We start from the raw sequence: 20,872 nt of genomic DNA, 5'->3' as shown, positions 1-20,872 counted from the left end.
CGTTGATTTGGGAATTCGACCTTTGTACATACTAAATGGAGGATGCCGAGGTTAATGAACGTAACGGAGGAATGACGATGCGCAAAACATTAAAGGACCGCAAACGCAAGGAAAGCCGCACGGAATACAACGGAACGACGAACACGAATCCGTTCTGGTACTGCCTGCAGCTTGGTTTCTTTGCCGGCTTGATCTGGGGGGCGATGCGCTGGCTCCTTTATTTGATCCATTTCACGAAAATACTGCCGGGCTTTCTGGCAGATCCGTTCTTCCGTCAGTCCTTTTTGAAGACGGGATGGGGACATCTCCTCGGCCTTGCTTTCTTCATTGTATTCTCGATCATCGCCGCTTTGTTGTATAAAGCGGTGCTCGGCCGGTTTAGGGGGCCGTGGGCGGGGCTGTTCTACGGTCTGTTCTGGTGGATCGTCCTGTTCGCAATGGCGGGACCGGCGATGGGGATGTTCGACCCGATCAACAAAATCGGGTACGATACGATTTTCACCGAATGCGCGTTGTTTCTCGTATGGGGTCTGTTTATCGGATATACGATCGCCTTCGAGTATACCGACGAAGCATCGCGCGAGCCGATCGGCGCGCACTAGGAGCGGAGGCGTCCCGGCACTTCTCAAAGCATAGGACTTTGTGGTAGAATGGCTAATGATCTATGCGCCGGGAGGATTCTCCATGACTTCGATACTTGTATTAAACGGGCCGAATCTCAACATGCTCGGCATTCGCGAGCCAGGCGTTTACGGCTCGATGTCGCTGGAAGCGATTGAGTCGCTGCTCAAGAAGACGGCGGACGAGATGGGTGTCCGCATTTCTTTCTTTCAATCCAATCATGAGGGTGCCCTGATCGACCGGATTCATGAAGCGTACGGGAAAGAGGACGGGATCGTCATCAACCCAGGGGCGTTTACGCACTACAGCTACGCCCTGCGCGATGCGTTCGGCAGCGTAGGACTGCCTGTCGTTGAAGTGCATATCTCGAACATCCACAAGCGGGAAGCATTCCGCCATGTTTCCGTCATTGCACCGGTTGCCCTCGGCCAAATCGCGGGGTTCGGCGCGCAAAGCTACGTGCTTGGCTTAACCGCGCTCGTGCAGCATTTGAAGGATAAAGAACAGAACGGCTGATTTCATGCAAGGGCTTCGCAAGATCCTTCCGCTACCATACAAGGGATCTACGCAGCCTGAACCTGGTTAGCCGTTTCAAGGAAAGGGTGATTGTATGACGACTACACGTATTGCGGGGTTACGGGAGAAGCTGCAGCACGTCGGTGCCGACGCGATCCTGGTCACGAATGCCGTGAACCGCAGGTACATAAGCGCTTTTACCGGCTCGTCCGGCGTTCTGCTCGTATCGCAGAAGGACAGCTGGCTGTTGACCGATTTCCGCTATATGACGCAGGCCCCTGAGCAGGCGGTTGACTTCACCGTCATACAGCATGCGCCGAAGTGGATCGACACCGTCAAAGAGTTAGCCGTTTCCGCAGGCATCAAGAAGCTGGCCTTCGAGCAGGATACCGTCGTATTCAGCGAATACACGGCATGGAAAGGGACGCTTGGCGATTCGGTCGAGCTCGTGCCCGTCTCCGGCGTCATCGAAGAACTAAGGATGTACAAGGATGAATCGGAGCTGGCGATTATGCGGGACGCCTGCAAGCTGGCAGACGACACGTTCCAGCACATGCTCAGCTTCATCAAGCCTGGCCTTCGCGAACGCGAGGTGGCGCTCGAGATGGAAATGTTCATGCGCAGCAGAGGCGCGACGTCCTCTTCGTTCGACACGATCGTCGCTTCCGGCGAACGTTCAGCGCTTCCTCACGGCGTCGCAAGCGAACGGGTCATAGGGAACAACGAATTCGTGAAGCTCGACTTCGGTGCGTATTACAACGGGTACTGCTCGGATCTGACGCGTACCGTCGTTGTCGGCAAACCGACCGACCGCCATCGCGAAATTTATGAAATCGTCCTGGAAGCGCAGCTGGCCGCGCTGGCCGGCATCAAACCGGGCATGACGGGCAAAGAAGCCGATGCGCTCGCGCGGGACATTATCACGCAGCATGGCTTCGGCGACAAGTTCGGTCACGGAACCGGACACGGCCTCGGCATGGAGATCCATGAAGCGCCGCGCCTGTCGATCGGGGGCACGACCGTCCTGGAGCCGGGCATGACCGTAACGGTAGAGCCGGGCATCTATCTGCCAGGCTTCGGCGGCGTTCGAATCGAGGACGACATCGTCATTACCGCAACCGGCAACTCGTTGTTAACCTCATCTCCGAAGACCTTGTTCATTTTGGAATGAGTTAAACTTATAAAATATCGCCCGCGATGCGCTAGTGCGAAGGGCAACTACTTTTAGGAGGAATCTTCAGTGATTTCAGTAAATGATTTTAAAACAGGCGTTACCGTCGAAGTAGACGGCGATATCTTCACCGTTATCGATTTCCAACACGTTAAACCGGGCAAAGGCGCGGCATTCGTACGCTCCAAGCTCAAAAACCTTCGTAACGGCAACACCGTCGAAAGAACGTTCCGTGCCGGCGAGAACATCGGCAAAGCGAACATCGAGAACCGCGCGGTTCAATACCTGTACAATTCCGGTTCGGAATATTCCTTCATGGATAATGAAACGTACGATCAATTCACGCTCGAGAAGAAACAACTGGAGTGGGAGATCAACTTCCTGAAAGAAAACATGACGGTAAACATCTCCAGCTACAACACTGAAATCCTGGGTATCCAGCTTCCGAACAGCGTTGACCTGAAAGTAACGGAAACCGAGCCTGGCGTTAAAGGCAACACGGCGCAAGGCGCTACGAAAAACGCAACGGTCGAAACGGGCCTGAACGTTCAAGTGCCGTTGTTTATCAACGAAGGCGACGTGCTTCTGATCGATACGCGCGACGGACATTACATCTCCCGCGCTTAGTCTTATCAACGCGCGTGCATCAACAAGAAACCGCTCGGCCACTGGTGCTGGGCGGTTTTTGTCGTATTCAAAACATGGCGGTTATGCTATAATCATGCTTTGATGAAACATTACAACCTAAGACTTTTACACTAGAACTTTCGTTGGGGAGTGGATGAGCGGTGTCGTTGATAGTAATGAAGTTCGGCGGCAGTTCCGTGGGCTCGACAGAGCGGATGCAGCGGGTTGCAAGACGAATTGCCGATTATAGAGAGGCCGGCAACGATGTTGTTGTTGTAGTATCGGCCATGGGGGATACGACGGACGATTTAATCGATCAATCCAAGCTTCTTAACGCGAATCCGCCGGCACGCGAGATGGATATGCTGCTGACGGTGGGCGAACAAATATCGGTTGCGCTGTTATCCATGACGATTGATTCGCTCGGCTTCAAAGCCATGTCGTTCACAGGCTGGCAGGCAGGCATCGAGACGGAAGCCGTACACGGGAAAGCACGGATTACGGATATTGAGCCGAAACGGATTTTCGACGCGATTGAAAGCGGGCATGCGGTTATCGTCGCCGGTTTCCAGGGTTCAACGGACGCAGGCGAGATCACGACGCTCGGACGCGGCGGCTCCGACACGACGGCCGTGGCGCTTGCGGCAGCGATCAAAGCCGATGTCTGCGAGATTTATACGGACGTGGACGGCATCTACTCCACCGACCCGAGAATTGTCAAATGCGCGCGCAAGCTGGATGAGATTTCGTACGACGAAATGCTGGAGCTTGCCAACCTTGGCGCTGCGGTGCTTCATCCGCGCGCGGTCGAATACGCGAAGAATTATAACGTGAAGCTCGTGGTACGTTCCAGCTTTACGCAAAACGAAGGCACGAGTGTAAAGGAGGAAGCAGTCATGGAGCAAGGGATGGTCGTTCGCGGCATCGCATATGACAAAAACGTAGCACGTATCAGTATTTTGGGTGTGGAAGATGTTCCGGGCGTATTGGCTAACGTATTCGGCGCGCTTGCCTCGAGCGGCATCGACGTTGATATCATCGTTCAAAGCGGAACGCAGGAAGGCAAAGCCGACTTTGCCTTTACGGTCTCGTTGTCCGATAAAGACAGAGCGATCGCCGTTGTCGAGAGCATCCGCAGCGAAGTTCCGTACCGTGAAGTCACTTCGGAAGAGAACCTCGTGAAAGTCTCCATCGTGGGAGCGGGCATGGTCAGCAATCCAGGGGTTGCGGCGAAAATGTTCAAAGCCATTTACGATCTGGGCATTAGCATCAAAATGGTCACGACATCCGAAATCCGCTTGTCCGTCATTATTGCGGCTGAACCAGCGCAGGCTGTCGTTCGCGCGCTTCACAGCGCATACGGCTTGGATACGGCGGAGCAGGCATTTGTCGGCGGCCCGCAGGATCGCCGTTAAGGAGACGGGTTTGTTTAAACAAAACAGACTACTCCAACGTTATGCCTTTAACCAGTAGAAGCCTCTCAACCGCAACTGATGCGGCCGAGAGGCTTCTTTGTCGTTGTTAACTTGCTGTCTGATACTTTGCTGTCATCGTTACTGTTATTTGGCTGTCTATGTCGTCACTGCTGAGCTTGTACCGCCGATATGCTGCGATCAGGCAAGGCGGGGCTAGAAAAAACGGCTGCCGATAAAACTGAACAGCTTGAACAGAATAGCGGTTATGCCCGCCGCCATGAGCGGCCCGACTGGGATCCCCTTCAGAAACACAATACCGAAGATCGAGCCGATCACCAGGCCGACGATCAGCTGCGGGTCGAGCTTCAGCATTTCGAGACCTTTTCCGTTCACGAAGGTGGCGATCGCTCCGCCGGACAAGGCAAGAATCCCCGGCCATGAAGTGACGACGGCGATAATGTCTTTGGAACCGATCCGTTCGGAAGCGAAAGGGACGAGCACGCTGAACGTCAAGAACAGCAGCCCGAGCTCAAGTCCTCTCCGTTCGATGGTGGGCAGAAACCGCTCCAGGTGAATCAGCTTCACGATTAACAGCACGCAGCCCGCCGTGGAAATAATGGGTGACCGGCCGATTAACCCGATAATGATCAGAATGACAAGAACAACTTCCCCGCTCATGCTTCTTGACTCCTTCAATGGTCGTCACCGCCTCCACTAGAGATGGAGCGTTCGTACTTCCATTGTATGGAACAAGCCTTCCCGTTATGTCTGGCAGAGAGAATCGCCCTGCAGCCGCGGAACGATGCTGCTGGTATTGATCCGGCTGCAATGATCCACATCCCGCGCATTGCCGTTCTTGATGAGCTTGCGACCGGTCGTGCTTCCGAGCAGCATATCGCGCAGCCGCTCGCCGCTGCTTCTATAATAGCCCAGCATGGCCGCTCCGAGATCGTTCATTTCGACGGCCGTGGGGCTGATGCGTTGAAGCTCGCTGATGATGAGACCCGCGCAGAGCCCGTCTTCCAACGCGAATTCATTGTGGCTTCCCGCGCACAGCAGCACGATATCCCGACGCAGCTCGACGGCGGCAGCGGCGCAGGCGGCGGCGTTGTTGAGCGAACCGGCCAGCACATAATCCGCGCGCATCGCTTTATGCAGCGCACGGGTGCCGTTCGTGGTCGTCAATACGACGCGCTTGCCTCGAACGGCAGCAGGCGTAAATTCTTCCGGAGAATTGCCCAAGTCAAAACCGGGGATTTTGCGGCAGAACCGTTCTCCCGCCAGCACTTGGCCGCCGCATTGCAGCGCCCGCGCTTCCAGTACGGTTTCGACAGGCAGGATGCCAACAGCGCCTGCTTCGAGAGCGGCGACAATCGTGCTGGTCGCCCGAAGCACGTCGATGACGATCACGGTCCGATGCGTGAATCGGTCGGCTTGCGCTTCGTTGACGCTGGATATGACTTCGATTTGCATGCGTATTACGCTTCCTTCCTCATATCAATAAACACGTATAGGATTTAAGTTTTGGCGATTGCCGGCGAAGCAGGCGGAAACAGTCTGGAGAAGCGAGAGCGTTCGCCTTTGTACCCTGAATTTCACCTTAAGGCACTTCAAATTCAAAAATTCAGGGGTACAACAGCGATCGGAAGACATTTCCGCTGGCGGAGCCAGCTTTTTCGCCAAGTCTTCAAATCATATACACAAACGGTTCGACGCGCTCCCCGAAGTGAAACGTATCCGAACGAAGGCCGCGCCGCATCGTTTCCAGGGCCAACACCTCGGACGGCTGGATGTTGCCGAGATTCGCTTCCGCGCCGAACGTTTTGAGCATCAGCACCTGCTGCTGCTTCAGCGGCGTCTCCCACATGATCCGGCTCACGTCGCCAAGCGTATGACTGACGGAGTCGAGCACGCTTTGCGCGCAGTCGCCGTTGCCATCGAACAGGCCGACGTTGACGCCGGATTCCCGCGCCTCGATCGTCACCATATCCGCGCCGGCTTTCCAATCCGCTTCGGCCGTCTGCAGCAGCTCATTCGCGTCCACGAGCGAGCCGGTCAGCTTCTTCCCGTACTCGGTGACGACCCGAAGGCCGTTCCGGATGCCTTCTTGGATCAGCTCCGAGCGGAGCCTCCGGTTCAATTCAATTGTACCGTCGGATACTTCGATGCCGTTAAAGCCCAGTCTGCACACTGTTCGGAAGAAGGCGGGCACGACGTTTTGCTGTACGGCCGTTTCGAGCAGCGTGCCTCCGGGCATGACGGACAAGCCGCAGCGTTTGGCCAGTTCGATTTTGGCGAGCAGCAGGTCCGTTGGATAGAGGGGGGCGGTTCCGAAACCGAATTTAATGCAATCGATATAGCCGGCTGCCGTTTCCATCAAGTCGGAGAATGCATGCCGTCCCAGTCCTTTGTCAATCACCATCGTTTGCCCGCGGCTGGCTTTAAGCTGCGTCGATTCCATCCCGTTGTCGGGTCTGCCGGACATCTCGCGTTGACCGCTTGGATCCTGCAAGGCCGCAGGCCAAGCTGCCTGAGAAATTGATTTCATTCGATCTCCTCGCTATCCATTCGTTTCCTTGTTACCCGAGCAATATATGCAGTTCGCCCAGGGTCGGTGCCCCGGGTGTCAGGTATCCGCCTATATTTATAAGAATGAAAGAGAGACAGGCCCGCATAGGCTGTACAAGCGAGTCTATTTGCTATGGATGGAAAGAAAGGATTCGGAAACATAGGAAGAGAGGGATAAGGATGCTTAACAAAATCGTGCTCAGCATGGCGACGCTGCGGATGTTCTCCGGCACGCTGGAAATCATGGCGGCGCTCCTTATGCTGCGGCTGAATCAGATCGACAAGGCGCTCGTCGTGAATTCTTCGCTGGCTTTGGTAGGGCCGCTCGTGCTCATTTCCACGACAACGATCGGGCTTGTGGGGCTGTCGGACAAACTGTCGTACGGCAAAATGCTGTGGATCGTCGGAGGCGTGGCGTGCATTTTGATAGGCGCGCTGAAGAAGTAGATTAGGCATATGCGGCAGCATGTCCGCATACAATGGGAACAAAGATGGACAATCCATCCTTCTATGAAACTAGCAAGGTCGCCATCCGCACAGCCGACAAACAAAGCCGGGAGGAATGCAGGATGCTTAAAGGAGTGCAGCATTTGCTGCCTGCCGAGCTCGCCGAAGTGATGAGCCGCTTGCCGGAACGATTGAAAGACGAACTGGAAGAAATCCGCATTCGCGAAAGCCGGCCGCTGGAGATTGGGACGTCTAGCGGGTTTTGGTTTCTCTCCCCGGCCGGACAGCCGCTCTCGCGTCCGGACGAAGCGTACAAGCCGTCCCCGGAAGTCTGCCGCAAAATGCTGGAGCGGGTGACGAATCATTCCTTGTATGCGATGGAAGAAGAACTGAAGCGCGGTTATATTACCGTCGCCGGCGGCCATCGGATCGGCCTTGCCGGCAGAACCGTGCTGGAAGCCGGCAGCGTAAGAGGCATCCGCGATATCGCGGCGTTCAACGTGCGGATCGCGCGGGAAGTCATCGGAGCGGCGGCAAGCCTGCTGCCCAAGCTGCTTGACCATAAACGGCAGACGGTGCAATCCACGCTCGTCATCGCGCCGCCGCAGCAGGGCAAGACGACGCTGGTGCGCGATTTGGCCCGGGCGGCGAGCAGCGGCGCGTGGGGACATCCGTCGGCAGCCGGCTGGCCTGGCCGGAAGGTCGGCATCGTCGACGAGCGTTCGGAGATCGCCGCCTGCGTCAGGGGCGTACCGACCTTCGACGTCGGGCCGAGAACCGACGTGCTGGATGCCTGCCCCAAAGCGGAAGGCATGATGATGATGCTCCGTTCCATGTCGCCGGAAATTCTGATCGTGGATGAGATCGGCCGCGAGGAAGACGCGGCCGCCATCCTGGATGCGAGCCACGCGGGCGTAGCGGTCATCGCGACCGCGCATGCGCTCGATCTCGAAGACGCTCGTGCGAGGCCCGTTATCGGAAGGCTGCTTGAGGCAGGCGCTTTCCAGCTCTGCGCCCAATTGCAGCGCACGGCCGGGGGCCTCGCGGGCCGGGTGTTCCCAGCTTCTTCCGCGTTTCGAGCGCCTGCCGCGCGAGAGCCGACATCGCTGAAGGGAGGCGGAGGTTATAGTTAAGCTCATCGGAGCGGCGCTCATCCTCTTCGCCGGCACCATGATCGGCTGGCAGCAAGCCGCCCGTTACGCCGCGCGTCCGAAACAGATCCGCCAGCTTATCCATGCGCTCCAGCGGCTGGAAACCGAAATCGGCTACGGCTTTACGCCGCTGCCGGAAGCAGTCGCCAGGTGCGCGGCGCATGTGCCGGAACCGGCGGCCTCGCTCCTCAGAGCCGTGAACGAACGGCTCGCGGAAGGCGGGGAGCCCACCTTCAGGGAAAGCTGGGAAGCCGCGGTTATGGACGCATGGCCGCACACGGCCATGCGTCAGCCGGAGCAGGCGGCACTCGTCCGCCTCGGCCATAATCTCGGCATCAGCGATCGCGAGGATCAGATGAAGCATCTGAAGCTTGCCGTGCAGCAGCTGAAATTCGAGGAAGACGCGGCACGGCAGGACGGTGTGCGGTACGTGAAAATGTGGCGAAGCTTGGGGGTTCTCACGGCCGCGCTGATCGTCATTTTGATTCTTTAGTGGGGTGCCGGAAGCATGAACATTGATGTCAGCGCTATTTTCCAAATTGCCGGAATCGGCATCATTACGGCCATGATCCATACCGTTCTGAAGCAGATGGGCAAAGAAGACATGGCGCAATGGGTAACGCTGATCGGCTTCGTCGTCGTCTTGTTTATGGTCATCCGGCTCTTGAACGATCTGTTTCAAGAGATCAAAACGATCTTCCTGTTTCAATGACAACGGCAAAGCACAATGGCAAGGCGGGTGAATAGGCGTGGAAATCATCCAGATCGTCGGGCTCGGCCTGGTCGCAACCGTGCTCACGCTCGTCGTCCGCGAACAGAAGCCGATGTTCGCCTTCCTGCTCGCGGCTTTCACGGGATTGTTCATTTTCCTATATGTCATCGGCAAAATCGAAACGGTTATCAGCGTGCTGGAGCAGCTCGCGGACCGTTCCGGAATTCCCTCCATTTATTTGAAGACGGTGCTCAAAATCATCGGAATCGCGTATATCGCGGAATTCGGTTCTCAGATCGTCCGGGATGCCGGTCAGGAGAGCATCGCCTCCAAGATCGAGTTTGCGGGGAAGATCCTGATACTCGTCATGGCCGTTCCGATTATAAGCGTCATCGTCGAAACCGTACTAGGCCTTCTGCCGATAGGGAGTTGATGAGCATGCGGCGGCGTTTCATCCGTTGCTTGGTTTTAACGGCCGTAATGTTCTGGGGCTTACTGTTGTTCCTGCCGGCAGCCGCGGCGGCGGAGCCCGCATCGGCCGACATGCCGGCTTCCGGACAGCAGCAGGCCGATGATGCCGCTTCTGAACGGAGCGGGCAGCAGGCGGACGCCGTAAACAAGCAAGTATCGGACGAGCAGCTGCAGGGCATCGACACGGACGCGGTAGAGAAGTACTGGAACCAGCTGATGAATGACTACGGGGGCTTTTTCCCCGATCATAAGGTGCCGAGCTTCATCCAAATGATCATGCCGGGCGGCGAAGGGCTCAAGCTGACGACCGTCCTGTCGGGACTGCTGCGGTATGCGCTTCACGAAGTGCTGTACAATGGCAAGCTGCTCGTGACGATCGTCATCCTGACCGTGTTCAGCATGATGCTGGAGACGATGCAAACCGCCTTTGAACGTAATGCCGTCAGCAAGGTCGCATACAGCATCACCTACATGGTGATGATCGTGCTTGCGGTGAACAGCTTCAACGTCGCGATCGGCTACGCGAAGGATGCCATTACCGGGATGATTCAGTTCATGATGGCGATGGTGCCGCTGCTGCTGACGCTGCTGGCGACAATGGGGAGCGTCGTGACGGTGTCGGTCATGCATCCCTTGATCGTGTTCATGATTCACGCGGTGGGAACGGTCATCTATACGGTCGTGTTTCCGATGCTGTTCTTCTCCGCCGTCCTGCATATCGCCAGCTCGCTGTCGGACAGGTTCAAGGTAACCCAGCTGGCCAACGTCCTTCGTAACGTCGCTGTCGGGCTGATGGGGGTCATGCTGACGGTCTTCCTCGGCGTCATCTCCGTTCAGGGGGCGACAGGCTCCGTGACGGACGGGGTGACGATGCGAACCGCCAAATTCGTTACCGGCAACTTCGTTCCGGTTATCGGGCGAACCTTCTCCGACGCGGCGGATACGGTCATGTCGGCCTCGTTGCTCGTGAAGAACGCCATTGGCATCGCCGGCGTCGTGATTATTTTGTTCCTATGTGCTTTCCCGGCCATCAAAATCATTACGCTTGCTTTGATCTACAACGTGTCCGCGGCCGTCATGCAGCCGCTCGGCGACAGTCCCATCGTCGGCTGCCTGCAGACGATCGGGAAGACGCTCATCTACGTCTTCGCCGCGCTGGCGGCGGTCGGCCTGATGTTTTTTCTGGCCATCACGATCATCCTGACAGCGGGCAATGCGGCCGTCATGATGAAATAGCGGAGGGATAGAGACTTAACGCGCCTCCGGAAGGACGGCAATAGCCGTTTCACCTTGGGAGGCGATGACATGCTGAATTGGCTGGCCGTATGGCTGCAGCAAATCATAGCGGTCGTGCTGCTGGCAGGGTTCATCGACCTGCTGCTGCCGAACAAGTCGATGCAGCGTTACGTCAGGCTGGTAGCCGGACTGATCGTTCTGCTGACCATCCTGACACCGATCATTCGGGTGCTGCAAGGCGACTTCAGCGCGAAGCTGGATACCGAGGTCGAGCATTGGTTCAACACGGATCCGGCCAAAGAGCTGCATATGCCGACGCTTCAGGACATTCAAGAAAATGCCTCCGTATTGAAGAAGCAAGAAGCGGCATCGGCTTCCGCGCTGGCCGAGAAGCAAATCGAAGAGGCGATGACAGCCGGCATCGAGCAGGCCACCGGTCTTCGGGCTGCTGCGGTAGAGGTGCGGATGAAGGCGGCGGGAAAAGGCCAGCCCGCTCAAATCGGCAGCGTCAGTGTCACGCTGGCAGCGGCTAAGCCGTCAGAGCCGGATGAAGAAGGAAGCGCAGCAAGCGGCGGCGAGGATAACGCGGTTGTAGAAGAGGTGCAGGCTGTGCAGGTGAACATTGATCCGCCGCCGGCAGCGCCATCCCCGAACGGCGAGGAGTCGCAGGTCAAGCCTGTATCCGACACGATCGCGGCAGCCGTCAAATCCGTGCTGCGAGAAGGCTGGTCCGTCAACCCGGCCCTCGTGGAAGTGCTGGAGCAAGTGCCGGACGGGGCGTCCGCAAGGTAGGAAAGGGGAGAACGACGTTGGCCAAATGGCTGGAGGGGCTGGAGACGACGATAGGCAAAGGAAATGGAGGACCGAAGCGGGTGCGCACGCTTCGCTGGCTGCTCGTGATCGGCGGAGTAGGCGCGGCGCTGATGCTCATGAATTCGTTCCTATCGTTTCAGAAGGTTCCTCAGTCGCAGGATCAAACGCAGCAAGCAGGCGCTCCTCCGGACGACCAATCCGTTATCGCGGGAAGCAAGTCCGGCGGCAGTTCGTTCGACGATATCGAGCAGCCGCTCGAAAGCAGGCTGAAGGAGATTCTGCAAACCATCGTCGGCGTAGGGCCGCTCGACGTGATGGTCATGGTCGATTCGACGGAAGAGGTCGTCACGGCGATCGACGAGAAGGAATCGCAGCAGATCACGAACGAGACGGATAAGAACGGCGGCAAGCGCAGCATTACCTCCATTACGAAAGAGGGCCAAGTCGTCCTTTACGATACAGCTGGAGAACGATCACCGATCATCATCAAGCGGATTCAGCCGAAGATCAGAGGCGTGCTTATCGTCGCGCAAGGCGCCGAGAACGGCACGGTGCGCAGGCTCATTATCGATGCGGTCGAGAAAGGTCTTAACGTTGCGGTCAACCGAATCTCGGTTATTCCCCGCAAGCAACAATAAACCCATTGGGACAATGAAAAGGGAGGCAGTAAAACAATGAACAACAAAAGGCAAACGATTTGGCTCGTGTCGATGCTCAGCTTAATGGTGATCTTATCGGCGTATTATTTGTTCACGGAAGACGTCAGCACGCCATCGGATATCGTGACGACGGACGGCACGCAGCAGCAGAGCGCGGACAGCGACGCGACGGAAGCTTCGGGGACGGCAAACGGCGACAATGCCATCATTGCGGACGAAGTGACGGGAGACGAAGCTGACAATACGACGAATGACAGCGCGGCGGCCGACAACAGTGGAACGTCGAAGGATGCTGGCGATACGGCCGATAGCACGGCGAACGCTTCGGGCGACAGCGCGAATGCGGGCAAGACGGAAGAAGAGCTGCTGAAGGAAATCGAGAGCGCCGGCGGCGTTGCCGCCAGCGTGTTCAGCCAACTGCAGGAGCAGCGCGACCAATCGTACTTCGAAGAATTCAACAAGCTGATGGGCCAGGTCTCCGATACGAAGCTAAGCGAGAAAGACGCCGCAAGCTCCATGGATCAAGTGAATTTGCTTGAAGACAAGAACGCGAAGATCACGAGCCTCGAAGAGGAACTGTCCAAGCAATACGGCAATGCAGCCGTCGTGCCGGATGTCTCGGGCCGCTACAAAATCGTCGTGCAAAGCGACAAGCTGGAACGCAGCCAGGCGGACAGCATCCTCACCGCCGCGATAACCGAATTGGGCCTGACACCCGACCAACTGACGATCCAGTATGTGAAGTAAATGGAACCATGCCCCGTAGCCGATTCGCGGCTGCGGGGCTTTTTCCAAGCGGGCTGTATAAAATGGGGGTTCGTGTTCCGCCACATTTATGGTATAATAAATTCTGCTATGTGCAGGTTTGGAAATTTGCACCGCTTTTGTATGGTTGCAAACACAGCGCTTACAATCAAGCGATCGCGAGCGTCCCGCAAAGAGGATGCAAAAACTTTTAGGAGTGAAACGATGTTTAAGCTGAGCGAGATTAAAGAACTGATCAAGCTGGTTGACGGGACCTCGGTCCATGAACTTGAAATTGAAAACGACGGCGCACGTCTCATGATCCGTAAGCCCGGCAAAACCGAAGTGGTGAACATTCAGCAAGCCGCGCCAATCGTTCCTACATATACGCAGGCTTCCCAACCCCAAGTGGAAGTTCAGGCGGCACCGGCTGCGCCAGCTCCACAAGCTGCTCCACAAAACAACTACCACCAGATCGTATCGCCGATGGTCGGCACGTTCTACCGCGCGTCCTCTCCGGACAAGCCTGCATTCGTAAACGTAGGCGACCGCATCAACGACAAGTCGATCGTCTGCATTCTCGAAGCGATGAAGCTGATGAATGAGCTGGAAGCCGAAGTGCGCGGCGAAATCGTTGAAATTCTCGTCGAGAACGGACAACTGGTCGAATACGGACAGCCGTTGTTCCTTGTGAAACCGGAATAAGCCGCTTCTGGGCGCTACGCGAAGACGGAACCGGAACCAATGGACACGAGAGGAGTTTTACCGTGAAATTCAACAAAATTTTGATTGCCAACCGCGGCGAAATCGCCGTTCGTATCATTCGCGCCTGCCGCGAGCTCGGCATTGAGACCGTCGCCGTTTACTCGGAGGCCGACCGCGAATCGCTGCACGTTCGACTTGCGGACGAGGCTTACTGTATCGGACCCGTCGCTTCCAAGGACAGCTATCTGAACCTGACGAACATCATGAGCGTCGCGACGTTGACCAATTGCGATGCCATTCACCCGGGCTATGGATTCCTGGCGGAAAACGCGGATTTCGCGGAGATTTGCGAATCCTGCGGCGTGACGTTCATCGGTCCTTCCCCGCAGGCCATCAGCAAGATGGGCGATAAAGCGGTCGCGAAATCGACGATGAAGCAAGCGGATGTGCCGATTATTCCAGGCTCCGACGGACTGGTCGAAGATATGGACGATGCGATTCGCGTCGCGCGCGAAATCGGTTATCCGGTTATTATCAAAGCGACTGCCGGAGGCGGCGGCAAAGGGATCCGGATCGCCGAGAACGAAGAGTCGCTCATCTCGCAGATTACGACGGCTCAGCAAGAAGCGCAGAAGGCGTTCGGCAACGCAGGCGTATATCTCGAGAAATATTTGACGGGCATGAAGCACGTCGAGATTCAAATTATGGCAGACAAGCACGGCAATGCGGTGCATCTGTTCGAGCGCGACTGCTCGATTCAGCGCCGCCGCCAGAAACTGCTCGAAGAAGCGCCTTGCCCGGTTCTCAGCCCGGCGCTTCGCGAACGGATGGGACAGGCTGCGGTACGCGCGGCGCAGGCCGTGAATTATGCGGGTGCCGGTACGCTTGAGTTCCTGCTCGGACCGGACGGCAAGTTCTACTTCATGGAAATGAACACGCGCATCCAGGTCGAGCATCCGGTCACGGAGCTTATTACGGGCGTTGATTTGATCAAAGAGATGATATCCGTCGCTGAAGGCAATCCGTTGTCGATCACGCAGGATGAACTCAAGATCAATGGCTGGTCTATCGAATGCCGGATCAACGCGGAGGATTCCGAACGCGGGTTCCTGCCGTCGCCGGGGCAGATCCAGTTTTACTTGCCGCCGGGCGGCTTAGGCGTGCGCGTGGACAGCGGCGCATATCCAGGCTACGTCATCTCGCCGCACTATGATTCCATGATTGCGAAGCTGATCGTGTGGGGAGCCACGCGCGAGGACGCGATCGCCCGGATGAAGCGCGCGCTTTCGGAGTTTGCCATCGAAGGTATCCGCACGACGATTCCTTTCCACCTCAAGCTGCTGAACCATCCGATGTTCGTCAAGGGCAACTTCGATATCAAGTTCCTCGAGGAGCATGACATCAATAATCCGGATGAATTCACGCAGGAATAGGGGCTGAAACAAGTTCTGCGCGGTTTGTCATATTTCCGCCAGAATGCTATAGTATAGGAATAAGAAGCGGAGCGGATAAGCTATCGGCTTGCGGCTGAAGGCACGCAACTTTACGGGAGGTGTAGGATAACCATGAGTACGCTGGCAGCGGACTATGAGAGAACAGACATGGGCACTATTCAAATCGCACCCGAGGTCATTGAAATCATTGCTGGTCTTGCGACGATCGAGGTTCAAGGCGTAGCGGGCATGAGCGGCGGATTCGCCGGCGGCATTGCCGAGCTTCTGGGTCGCAAAAATTTGTCGAAGGGCGTTAAAGTCGAAGTCGGACAGCGCGAAGCGGCCGTAGACGTCTCCATTATCGTGGAATACGGCAACCGAATTCCGGAGATTGCTTCGGAAATTCAACGTAACGTCAAGCGCTCGATCGAAACGATGACCGGACTCCAAGTCATCGAAGTGAACGTTCACATTCACGACGTTCATTTCAAGTCAACGGAGAAACTGGAAGCGGACGATGTCTTGCTTCGCGTCAAATAAACCTTCACGTAGAAACGAATGACTCATACCCCCTAGTGGTTGGGCTTGCCGCTCGGCGCTAGGGGGTTTTATCTAGTCTTCTCATCCGCTTCAAGGAGGTATTGTCGTTGATAAGAGTGTTGGACAAGCTGCTGTTATTCATTTACAGCCTCGCCATCGGAGCTGCGGCCGCCATCGCGTTCAGCGCTGGGGTTTATTGGTTTCCGGAAGAATGGCTGAGCAATCTCGTACATAATTTGTACAGCGGCGACATGCGCTGGCTGCAACTGACGGTCGTCACGACGGCGGCGGTCGTGTTCCTGATCAGTCTTCGCTTCTTCTACGTTTCGCTTCGGCGCAGCAATGCTTCCGCTCCTTCCATTGATCAGCGGACGGAGTTTGGCGATATTCGAATATCGCTGGAGACGGTCGAGAATCTGGCGCTTAAAGCCGCTGCACGTCAGCGCGGCGTGAAGGATTTGAAGGCGCGGATCCGAATCGGCGAGACGGGAATCGAAGTTTCGCTGCGTGCCATCGCGGACGGCGAGAGCTCCATTCCGACATTGACGGAGGACATCCAGCGGTCGGTTAAATCCCATGTAGAGGAAATCACCGGCATTCCAGTAGCGAATGTGTCCGTTTACGTCGCGAACATCATCCAAACCGCGAACTTTAAAAGCCGTGTAGAATAGGGGTGATGCCGATGTTGTGGAGGGAAATCTGGACAACCTATGGGGGACGGATCGCCGGCGTTACCGTAGGCGTCGTTCTTGGACTTCTTTATTTTATCGTAGGATTTTGGGATATGCTGTTTTTCGGCCTGCTGCTTTGGGCCGGTTATGCAATCGGCAAGATGAAGGACGAGCACAGCGGTCCTATCTTTCCTTGGCAGCGAATGCTGGAATGGCTGACGGAGCGATGGCGCCCGTTCAAATAGCACTATGGTCTCCTCCGTACCCCGGACGATGCGGCATCCGTTCGGGGCAGGGAGGAGATCATATTTTGATGAAGCATTTTTTTAAGGAGCGGACAGATCACATATGAAACGAAGGTTAGCACGCGAAATCGTGGTACAAAGCTTGTACCAAATGGAAATGAACGAAGAGGCGACGACCGCTTCCGCGGTGGACATGCTGGTCGACGAGGTGCATGCCGAGAATGAAATCGAGGCCGATGCAGCGGACGTAGGCAAAGTCGATGACTATATTCGCAGCCTGCTTCAAGGCGTTATCGAGCATAAAGCGGCGATCGACGACATGCTGCAGCATTATTTGACGGGCTGGCAGGTGGACCGGCTTTCGCGCGTGGACCGTCAAATTCTAAGGCTTGCCTGTTATGAGCTCGTATTCCGCGATGATGCGCCGCCGAAAGCGATCATTAATGAAGCGATCGAGTTGGCCAAGCATTTCGGAACCGATGAGTCCGGCAGATTCGTCAACGGCGTTCTCGGACGCCTGCTTCATGCGCTCGACGAGCTTAAACCGAAAGCGTAAGCCGCCGGTCAATAACCGCCGTCCATGGCGGTAAGACTAGCCCCTTGCGGCCTTCTGGCGTAAGGGGCTTCCGACAATCAAGCCCTGCGGGGATTCATATGAGGAGCGATCGAAGTGACTGCACAACGTATCGAAGGAAAAGCAATCTCGGACGCCATTCGGATCGAAATCGGCGAAGAAACGGCGAAACTGGCCGCGCAGGGCATTATCCCCGGCCTTGCCGTCGTACTCGTCGGCGAAGACCCGGCATCGAAGGTATACGTGGGAAGCAAAGAAAAGGCTTGTCAGCAATTGGGCTTCTATTCCGAAGTACATAAGCTGTCGGCAACGACAACCCAAGAAGATCTTCTTGCCCTTATTGATCAGCTCAACCGCCAAGATACGATACACGGCATACTCGTGCAGCTTCCGTTGCCCAAACATATCGATGAAAAATCGGTTATCGACGCCATCAGTGCCGCCAAAGACGTGGATGGCTTCCATCCCGTCAGCGTAGGCAACCTGGTCATCGGCGACGATAGCCTCCTACCTTGCACGCCGGCAGGCGTAATCGAGCTGATTAAGCGGACCGGGATTGAAATCGCGGGCAAGCACGCCGTTGTTATCGGCCGCAGCAACATTGTCGGAAAACCCGTGTCGATGCTGCTGCTTCGCGAGCATGCGACCGTGACCATTTGCCACTCCCGAACGGCCAATATGGCTGATCTTGCGAAAACGGCCGACATTCTGGTCGTCGCGATCGGCAAAGCAAACGCCATCGGACGCGAATTCGTGAAACCGGGCGCTGTCGTCATCGACGTGGGTATCAACCGTCTTGAGAGCGGCAAGCTTGCGGGAGACGTGAATTACGAGGACGTTCTGGATACGGCCGGCTACATTACTCCGGTTCCTGGCGGCGTAGGTCCGATGACCATTACGATGCTCATGCAAAACACGTTGAAAGCGGCGAAACAACAACAAGCAGCGAAGGAGTGATCCGGCATGGCTGACCGAGCGCGCGTATTTTCGATCAAAGAAATCAACCGCTACATCGGGATGAAGCTGGAATCGGACGGCCTCCTGAGCGACGTGTGGCTGCGCGGCGAAATTTCGAATTTCACGCACCACTCCAGCGGGCATATGTATTTTACGCTGAAGGACAAGGACAGCCGGCTGAAATGCATCATGTTCGCCTCGCATAATCAGCGTCTTCCTTTTATACCGAAGGAAGGCGCCAAGGTGCTGGCGCGCGGCAATATTTCCGTATACGAGCGGGACGGGAATTATCAGTTCTATTGCACGTCCATGCAGCCGGACGGCGTCGGCAGTCTGTATCTCGCTTACGAGCAGTTGAAGCGCAAGCTGCAGGACGAAGGGCTGTTCGATGCAGCGCGCAAGCGCCCGATCCCCAAGTTTCCGAAAGCGATCGGCGTCATTACGTCCGCAACCGGAGCCGCCGTGCGGGATATATTGATTACGCTGCAGCGCCGACACCCTTCCGTGCCGGTGCTGCTTTTTCCTGTATCCGTGCAGGGAACGGGAGCTGCGCCTTCGATCGTCAAGGCGATCGAAAACATGAACCGTTTGGGCGAAGTCGACGTATTAATAATTGGCCGGGGCGGCGGTTCGTTAGAAGAGCTATGGGCATTCAATGAGGAAGCCGTCGCTCGGAGCATTGCCGCTTCGTATATTCCGGTTATATCCGCAGTCGGTCATGAGACCGACTTTACCATCGCGGATTTCGTGGCGGATTTAAGGGCGGCTACGCCTACGGCGGCTGCGGAATTGGCAGTGACGAGCGTGCATGAGCTGCAATCGAAGCTGACCCATATGGAGTCCAGGCTGACGCAGATGCTTCGCATGACGCTTCAAGGACGACAAGAAAGGCTTGCCCGGCTTCGCCGGTCGCCCGTGTTCTTGAATCCGCGCAAATACGTTCTGCAACAAACGCAGCTGCTCGACGTGATGCGGGAACGTCTTCGAAATCGGGCGTTAAGGCTGGCGGAACGTAATCGCGTATCCTATCGAAACCTCCATAATGCATTGAACCGGGCACATCCCGGTGCTAGAGCTGCGCTAGCTTCGAAGCAGCTGCAGTCGACTACGGCTCGTCTGGAATCCAGCATGGCAGCAGATGTGAAGGGCAAACGCCTGCAGCTGCTTGCCTCGATGCGCCAATTAGATGCGTTAAGCCCGCTTAAAGTCATGTCGAGAGGGTATAGTTTAGTATATGACGAGCATGGAAATAAACTGGTCAAGTCCGTTTCGGACGTCCAGCTTGGCGATTTGATTCACGTGAAAGTGTCGGATGGTCAGTTGGAATGCCAGGTTTGGGGATTGAAAGGGGAGGCGTAAACGATGGCGGCGAAAGAGAAAGAAAAAGAAAAGGCAGCGGAAGAATTCAGCTTCGAAGCGGCCATGGAGCGTCTCGAGGACATCGTCGGCAAGCTTGAAAGCGGCGACGTACCGCTGGAAACGGCGATCGAGCTGTTCCAGGAAGGCATGAAGCTCTCGCAGCTTTGCGGCTCCAAGCTCGAGCAAGTCGAACGGAAGATCGAAGTGTTGATCGAGTCCGAGAACGGCCTACAACGAAAACCGTTTGCGCCCGCGAACGAGGATAAAGGGGATTAAGCGTGAAAACGTCGATTTCGCTATCAGACTATTTAAATCGCTCCGTCCTGGAAATCGAAGAAGCGCTGCGCGCTTCCATCCCGCAGGAATGGGATATCCCGCCGGCACTTCGGGAAGCGATGATGTATTCCCTGGAGGCAGGAGGCAAAAGGCTTCGGCCGATACTCGTCCTTAGCGCGGCGGAAGCCGTCAGCCAGAATGCGAATGCACGAAATATCGCGATGCCTATCGCATGCGCAATTGAAATGATCCATACGTACTCGCTTATCCATGACGACTTGCCTGCGATGGATAACGACGATTATCGGCGGGGTAAACCGACGAACCATAAGGTGTACGGCGAAGCGATGGCGATTTTGGCCGGGGATGGGCTGCTGACGCATGCCTTTTACGCCGTAACGCGTTCATCCGCCCTTGGCGCTTCACCGGAAACCGCGCTCGCGATCGTGTCTGATCTTGCGAGACTCGCCGGCGCGCCTGGGATGGTAGGCGGACAGGCGGCCGACATGCTTGGCGAGCAGGGCGTGACCTCGCTCGAAGAGCTCGAATATATTCATCTGCATAAGACAAGCGATCTCGTCGTCTTCTCGGTGCTTGCCGGCGCGCGTATCGGAGGAGCATCGCCTCGTCAGCTCGATGCGCTGCAGACGTTTGCACGCAAGCTGGGGCTGGCCTTCCAGATTCAAGACGATATCTTGGATTTGGTCGGCGACGAAGCAAAACTGGGCAAACCGGTCCAAAGCGACGTGGAAGAACAGAAGGTGACCTATCCGTACTTGATCGGCATGGAAGCGAGCGAGAAGCTCGTCGAGCGTCTAACGCAGGAAGCGAAGCAGGCGCTTGACGAAGCGAAGCTCGCGATGCCGGATAGGCTGCATGCGATCGCTGATTATCTGATGAGCAGAGACCATTAGATGCCCCGGTCATGGGCTTCTGCAGCGAACTATGATATAATTTAGCC

27 protein-coding genes are annotated in these 20,872 nt (G+C 56.3%); 24 read left to right on the top strand and 3 right to left on the bottom strand.

Annotated features, from left to right (window positions below; all coding sequences use genetic code 11):
* Nucleotides 1-77: 77 nt before the first annotated feature.
* From AC0YNU_RS10305 to AC0YNU_RS10285, 5 genes are all read left to right on the top strand, one after another.
* Complete coding sequence (locus AC0YNU_RS10305) at nucleotides 78-602, top strand: YqhR family membrane protein (RefSeq protein ID WP_475755881.1); 525 nt, start codon at nucleotides 78-80, stop codon at nucleotides 600-602.
* An 82-nt stretch (nucleotides 603-684) separates the two neighbouring features.
* Complete coding sequence (aroQ, locus tag AC0YNU_RS10300; RefSeq protein WP_475755879.1) at nucleotides 685-1,137, top strand: type II 3-dehydroquinate dehydratase; 453 nt, start codon at nucleotides 685-687, stop codon at nucleotides 1,135-1,137.
* A 94-nt stretch (nucleotides 1,138-1,231) separates the two neighbouring features.
* Nucleotides 1,232-2,308 carry a M24 family metallopeptidase gene (locus AC0YNU_RS10295; protein ID WP_475755877.1) on the top strand — a complete coding sequence of 359 codons (1,077 nt, stop codon included), beginning with the start codon at nucleotides 1,232-1,234 and terminating at the stop codon, nucleotides 2,306-2,308.
* A gap of 69 nt (nucleotides 2,309-2,377) precedes the next feature.
* A complete protein-coding gene (gene efp / locus AC0YNU_RS10290) occupies nucleotides 2,378-2,935 on the top strand; it encodes an elongation factor P (RefSeq protein ID WP_475755875.1) in 558 nt (185 codons plus the stop codon).
* A gap of 161 nt (nucleotides 2,936-3,096) precedes the next feature.
* On the top strand, nucleotides 3,097-4,350 hold the full coding sequence (locus AC0YNU_RS10285; RefSeq protein ID WP_475755873.1) for an aspartate kinase: 1,254 nt from the start codon (nucleotides 3,097-3,099) through the stop codon (nucleotides 4,348-4,350).
* A 213-nt stretch (nucleotides 4,351-4,563) separates the two neighbouring features.
* On the opposite strand, the gene AC0YNU_RS10280 is transcribed toward AC0YNU_RS10285, so the two are convergent.
* The 3 genes from AC0YNU_RS10280 to comA all read right to left on the bottom strand — a co-directional run bounded on the left by AC0YNU_RS10280 (nucleotide 4,564) and on the right by comA (nucleotide 6,898).
* Nucleotides 4,564-5,028, bottom strand: a complete 465-nt coding sequence (locus tag AC0YNU_RS10280; RefSeq protein WP_161696273.1) for a DUF441 domain-containing protein — start codon at nucleotides 5,026-5,028, stop codon at nucleotides 4,564-4,566.
* Between the two features lie 84 nt (nucleotides 5,029-5,112).
* Nucleotides 5,113-5,823: a 2-phosphosulfolactate phosphatase gene (locus AC0YNU_RS10275; RefSeq protein WP_475755870.1), complete on the bottom strand. Its 711-nt coding sequence runs from the start codon at nucleotides 5,821-5,823 to the stop codon at nucleotides 5,113-5,115.
* Between the two features lie 214 nt (nucleotides 5,824-6,037).
* Nucleotides 6,038-6,898, bottom strand: coding sequence for a phosphosulfolactate synthase (comA, locus tag AC0YNU_RS10270; protein WP_475755868.1), 861 nt, complete (start codon nucleotides 6,896-6,898; stop codon nucleotides 6,038-6,040).
* A gap of 200 nt (nucleotides 6,899-7,098) precedes the next feature.
* On the opposite strand from comA, the gene AC0YNU_RS10265 reads away from it, so the two are divergent.
* The 19 genes from AC0YNU_RS10265 to AC0YNU_RS10175 all read left to right on the top strand — a co-directional run bounded on the left by AC0YNU_RS10265 (nucleotide 7,099) and on the right by AC0YNU_RS10175 (nucleotide 20,825).
* Nucleotides 7,099-7,365: a YqhV family protein gene (locus AC0YNU_RS10265; RefSeq protein WP_161696279.1), complete on the top strand. Its 267-nt coding sequence runs from the start codon at nucleotides 7,099-7,101 to the stop codon at nucleotides 7,363-7,365.
* Between the two features lie 122 nt (nucleotides 7,366-7,487).
* Complete coding sequence (gene spoIIIAA, locus AC0YNU_RS10260) at nucleotides 7,488-8,498, top strand: stage III sporulation protein AA (RefSeq protein WP_475755866.1); 1,011 nt, start codon at nucleotides 7,488-7,490, stop codon at nucleotides 8,496-8,498.
* Nucleotides 8,491-9,009 (top strand): stage III sporulation protein SpoIIIAB, encoded by a 519-nt coding sequence (gene spoIIIAB / locus AC0YNU_RS10255; protein ID WP_475756255.1) that lies wholly within the window; start codon nucleotides 8,491-8,493, stop codon nucleotides 9,007-9,009. Before spoIIIAA ends, spoIIIAB begins: the two co-directional genes overlap by 8 nt.
* Nucleotides 9,010-9,024: 15 nt before the next feature.
* Nucleotides 9,025-9,228 (top strand): stage III sporulation protein AC, encoded by a 204-nt coding sequence (spoIIIAC, locus tag AC0YNU_RS10250; protein WP_161696286.1) that lies wholly within the window; start codon nucleotides 9,025-9,027, stop codon nucleotides 9,226-9,228.
* 37 nt (nucleotides 9,229-9,265) lie between these two features.
* Nucleotides 9,266-9,661, top strand: a complete 396-nt coding sequence (gene spoIIIAD, locus AC0YNU_RS10245; protein WP_475755862.1) for a stage III sporulation protein AD — start codon at nucleotides 9,266-9,268, stop codon at nucleotides 9,659-9,661.
* 5 nt (nucleotides 9,662-9,666) lie between these two features.
* A complete protein-coding gene (gene spoIIIAE, locus AC0YNU_RS10240) occupies nucleotides 9,667-10,935 on the top strand; it encodes a stage III sporulation protein AE (protein ID WP_475755860.1) in 1,269 nt (422 codons plus the stop codon).
* Nucleotides 10,936-11,004: 69 nt separating this feature from the next.
* Nucleotides 11,005-11,727 carry a stage III sporulation protein AF gene (gene spoIIIAF, locus AC0YNU_RS10235; protein ID WP_475755858.1) on the top strand — a complete coding sequence of 241 codons (723 nt, stop codon included), beginning with the start codon at nucleotides 11,005-11,007 and terminating at the stop codon, nucleotides 11,725-11,727.
* 17 nt (nucleotides 11,728-11,744) lie between these two features.
* On the top strand, nucleotides 11,745-12,386 hold the full coding sequence (spoIIIAG, locus tag AC0YNU_RS10230; RefSeq protein ID WP_475755856.1) for a stage III sporulation protein AG: 642 nt from the start codon (nucleotides 11,745-11,747) through the stop codon (nucleotides 12,384-12,386).
* Between the two features lie 36 nt (nucleotides 12,387-12,422).
* The gene (locus tag AC0YNU_RS10225; RefSeq protein WP_475755854.1) at nucleotides 12,423-13,154 is read left to right on the top strand and encodes a SpoIIIAH-like family protein; all 732 of its coding nucleotides are present in this window, start codon (nucleotides 12,423-12,425) and stop codon (nucleotides 13,152-13,154) included.
* A gap of 222 nt (nucleotides 13,155-13,376) precedes the next feature.
* Nucleotides 13,377-13,856, top strand: a complete 480-nt coding sequence (accB, locus tag AC0YNU_RS10220; RefSeq protein WP_475755852.1) for an acetyl-CoA carboxylase biotin carboxyl carrier protein — start codon at nucleotides 13,377-13,379, stop codon at nucleotides 13,854-13,856.
* A gap of 62 nt (nucleotides 13,857-13,918) precedes the next feature.
* Complete coding sequence (accC, locus tag AC0YNU_RS10215; protein WP_475755850.1) at nucleotides 13,919-15,289, top strand: acetyl-CoA carboxylase biotin carboxylase subunit; 1,371 nt, start codon at nucleotides 13,919-13,921, stop codon at nucleotides 15,287-15,289.
* Nucleotides 15,290-15,421: 132 nt separating this feature from the next.
* Nucleotides 15,422-15,829 carry an Asp23/Gls24 family envelope stress response protein gene (locus AC0YNU_RS10210; RefSeq protein WP_475755848.1) on the top strand — a complete coding sequence of 136 codons (408 nt, stop codon included), beginning with the start codon at nucleotides 15,422-15,424 and terminating at the stop codon, nucleotides 15,827-15,829.
* Between the two features lie 107 nt (nucleotides 15,830-15,936).
* Nucleotides 15,937-16,500, top strand: coding sequence for an alkaline shock response membrane anchor protein AmaP (amaP, locus tag AC0YNU_RS10205; protein WP_475755846.1), 564 nt, complete (start codon nucleotides 15,937-15,939; stop codon nucleotides 16,498-16,500).
* Nucleotides 16,501-16,511: 11 nt separating this feature from the next.
* The gene (locus AC0YNU_RS10200; RefSeq protein WP_475755844.1) at nucleotides 16,512-16,745 is read left to right on the top strand and encodes a DUF2273 domain-containing protein; all 234 of its coding nucleotides are present in this window, start codon (nucleotides 16,512-16,514) and stop codon (nucleotides 16,743-16,745) included.
* Nucleotides 16,746-16,848: 103 nt separating this feature from the next.
* Nucleotides 16,849-17,301, top strand: coding sequence for a transcription antitermination factor NusB (gene nusB / locus AC0YNU_RS10195; RefSeq protein WP_161696306.1), 453 nt, complete (start codon nucleotides 16,849-16,851; stop codon nucleotides 17,299-17,301).
* A gap of 114 nt (nucleotides 17,302-17,415) precedes the next feature.
* Entirely contained in the window at nucleotides 17,416-18,276 is an 861-nt protein-coding gene (folD, locus tag AC0YNU_RS10190) for a bifunctional methylenetetrahydrofolate dehydrogenase/methenyltetrahydrofolate cyclohydrolase FolD (protein ID WP_475755841.1), read from the top strand.
* 6 nt (nucleotides 18,277-18,282) lie between these two features.
* Nucleotides 18,283-19,635 (top strand): exodeoxyribonuclease VII large subunit, encoded by a 1,353-nt coding sequence (xseA, locus tag AC0YNU_RS10185; protein WP_475755839.1) that lies wholly within the window; start codon nucleotides 18,283-18,285, stop codon nucleotides 19,633-19,635.
* A gap of 3 nt (nucleotides 19,636-19,638) precedes the next feature.
* Entirely contained in the window at nucleotides 19,639-19,911 is a 273-nt protein-coding gene (gene xseB / locus AC0YNU_RS10180) for an exodeoxyribonuclease VII small subunit (RefSeq protein ID WP_475755837.1), read from the top strand.
* 2 nt (nucleotides 19,912-19,913) lie between these two features.
* Nucleotides 19,914-20,825 (top strand): polyprenyl synthetase family protein, encoded by a 912-nt coding sequence (locus AC0YNU_RS10175; RefSeq protein ID WP_475755835.1) that lies wholly within the window; start codon nucleotides 19,914-19,916, stop codon nucleotides 20,823-20,825.
* Nucleotides 20,826-20,872 lie beyond the last annotated feature (47 nt).

The sequence above is a fragment of the Paenibacillus sp. J31P316 genome (assembly GCF_056269105.1).
This window is presented reverse-complemented; position numbering and strand designations above follow the sequence as displayed.

Bases quoted from the DNA above. Each gene is read 5' to 3' on its own strand.
- AC0YNU_RS10305 (WP_475755881.1), top strand. From the start codon at position 78: ATGCGCAAAACATTAAAGGACCGCAAACGCAAGGAAAGCCGCACGGAA.
- aroQ (WP_475755879.1), top strand. From the start codon at position 685: ATGACTTCGATACTTGTATTAAACGGGCCGAATCTCAACATGCTCGGC.
- AC0YNU_RS10295 (WP_475755877.1), top strand. From the start codon at position 1,232: ATGACGACTACACGTATTGCGGGGTTACGGGAGAAGCTGCAGCACGTC.
- AC0YNU_RS10280 (WP_161696273.1), bottom strand. From the start codon at position 5,028: ATGAGCGGGGAAGTTGTTCTTGTCATTCTGATCATTATCGGGTTAATC.
- AC0YNU_RS10275 (WP_475755870.1), bottom strand. From the start codon at position 5,823: ATGCAAATCGAAGTCATATCCAGCGTCAACGAAGCGCAAGCCGACCGA.
- comA (WP_475755868.1), bottom strand. From the start codon at position 6,898: ATGAAATCAATTTCTCAGGCAGCTTGGCCTGCGGCCTTGCAGGATCCA.
- AC0YNU_RS10265 (WP_161696279.1), top strand. From the start codon at position 7,099: ATGCTTAACAAAATCGTGCTCAGCATGGCGACGCTGCGGATGTTCTCC.
- spoIIIAA (WP_475755866.1), top strand. From the start codon at position 7,488: ATGCTTAAAGGAGTGCAGCATTTGCTGCCTGCCGAGCTCGCCGAAGTG.
- spoIIIAC (WP_161696286.1), top strand. From the start codon at position 9,025: ATGAACATTGATGTCAGCGCTATTTTCCAAATTGCCGGAATCGGCATC.
- spoIIIAE (WP_475755860.1), top strand. From the start codon at position 9,667: ATGCGGCGGCGTTTCATCCGTTGCTTGGTTTTAACGGCCGTAATGTTC.
- spoIIIAF (WP_475755858.1), top strand. From the start codon at position 11,005: ATGCTGAATTGGCTGGCCGTATGGCTGCAGCAAATCATAGCGGTCGTG.
- AC0YNU_RS10225 (WP_475755854.1), top strand. From the start codon at position 12,423: ATGAACAACAAAAGGCAAACGATTTGGCTCGTGTCGATGCTCAGCTTA.
- accB (WP_475755852.1), top strand. From the start codon at position 13,377: ATGTTTAAGCTGAGCGAGATTAAAGAACTGATCAAGCTGGTTGACGGG.
- AC0YNU_RS10210 (WP_475755848.1), top strand. From the start codon at position 15,422: ATGAGTACGCTGGCAGCGGACTATGAGAGAACAGACATGGGCACTATT.
- AC0YNU_RS10200 (WP_475755844.1), top strand. From the start codon at position 16,512: ATGTTGTGGAGGGAAATCTGGACAACCTATGGGGGACGGATCGCCGGC.
- nusB (WP_161696306.1), top strand. From the start codon at position 16,849: ATGAAACGAAGGTTAGCACGCGAAATCGTGGTACAAAGCTTGTACCAA.
- xseA (WP_475755839.1), top strand. From the start codon at position 18,283: ATGGCTGACCGAGCGCGCGTATTTTCGATCAAAGAAATCAACCGCTAC.
- xseB (WP_475755837.1), top strand. From the start codon at position 19,639: ATGGCGGCGAAAGAGAAAGAAAAAGAAAAGGCAGCGGAAGAATTCAGC.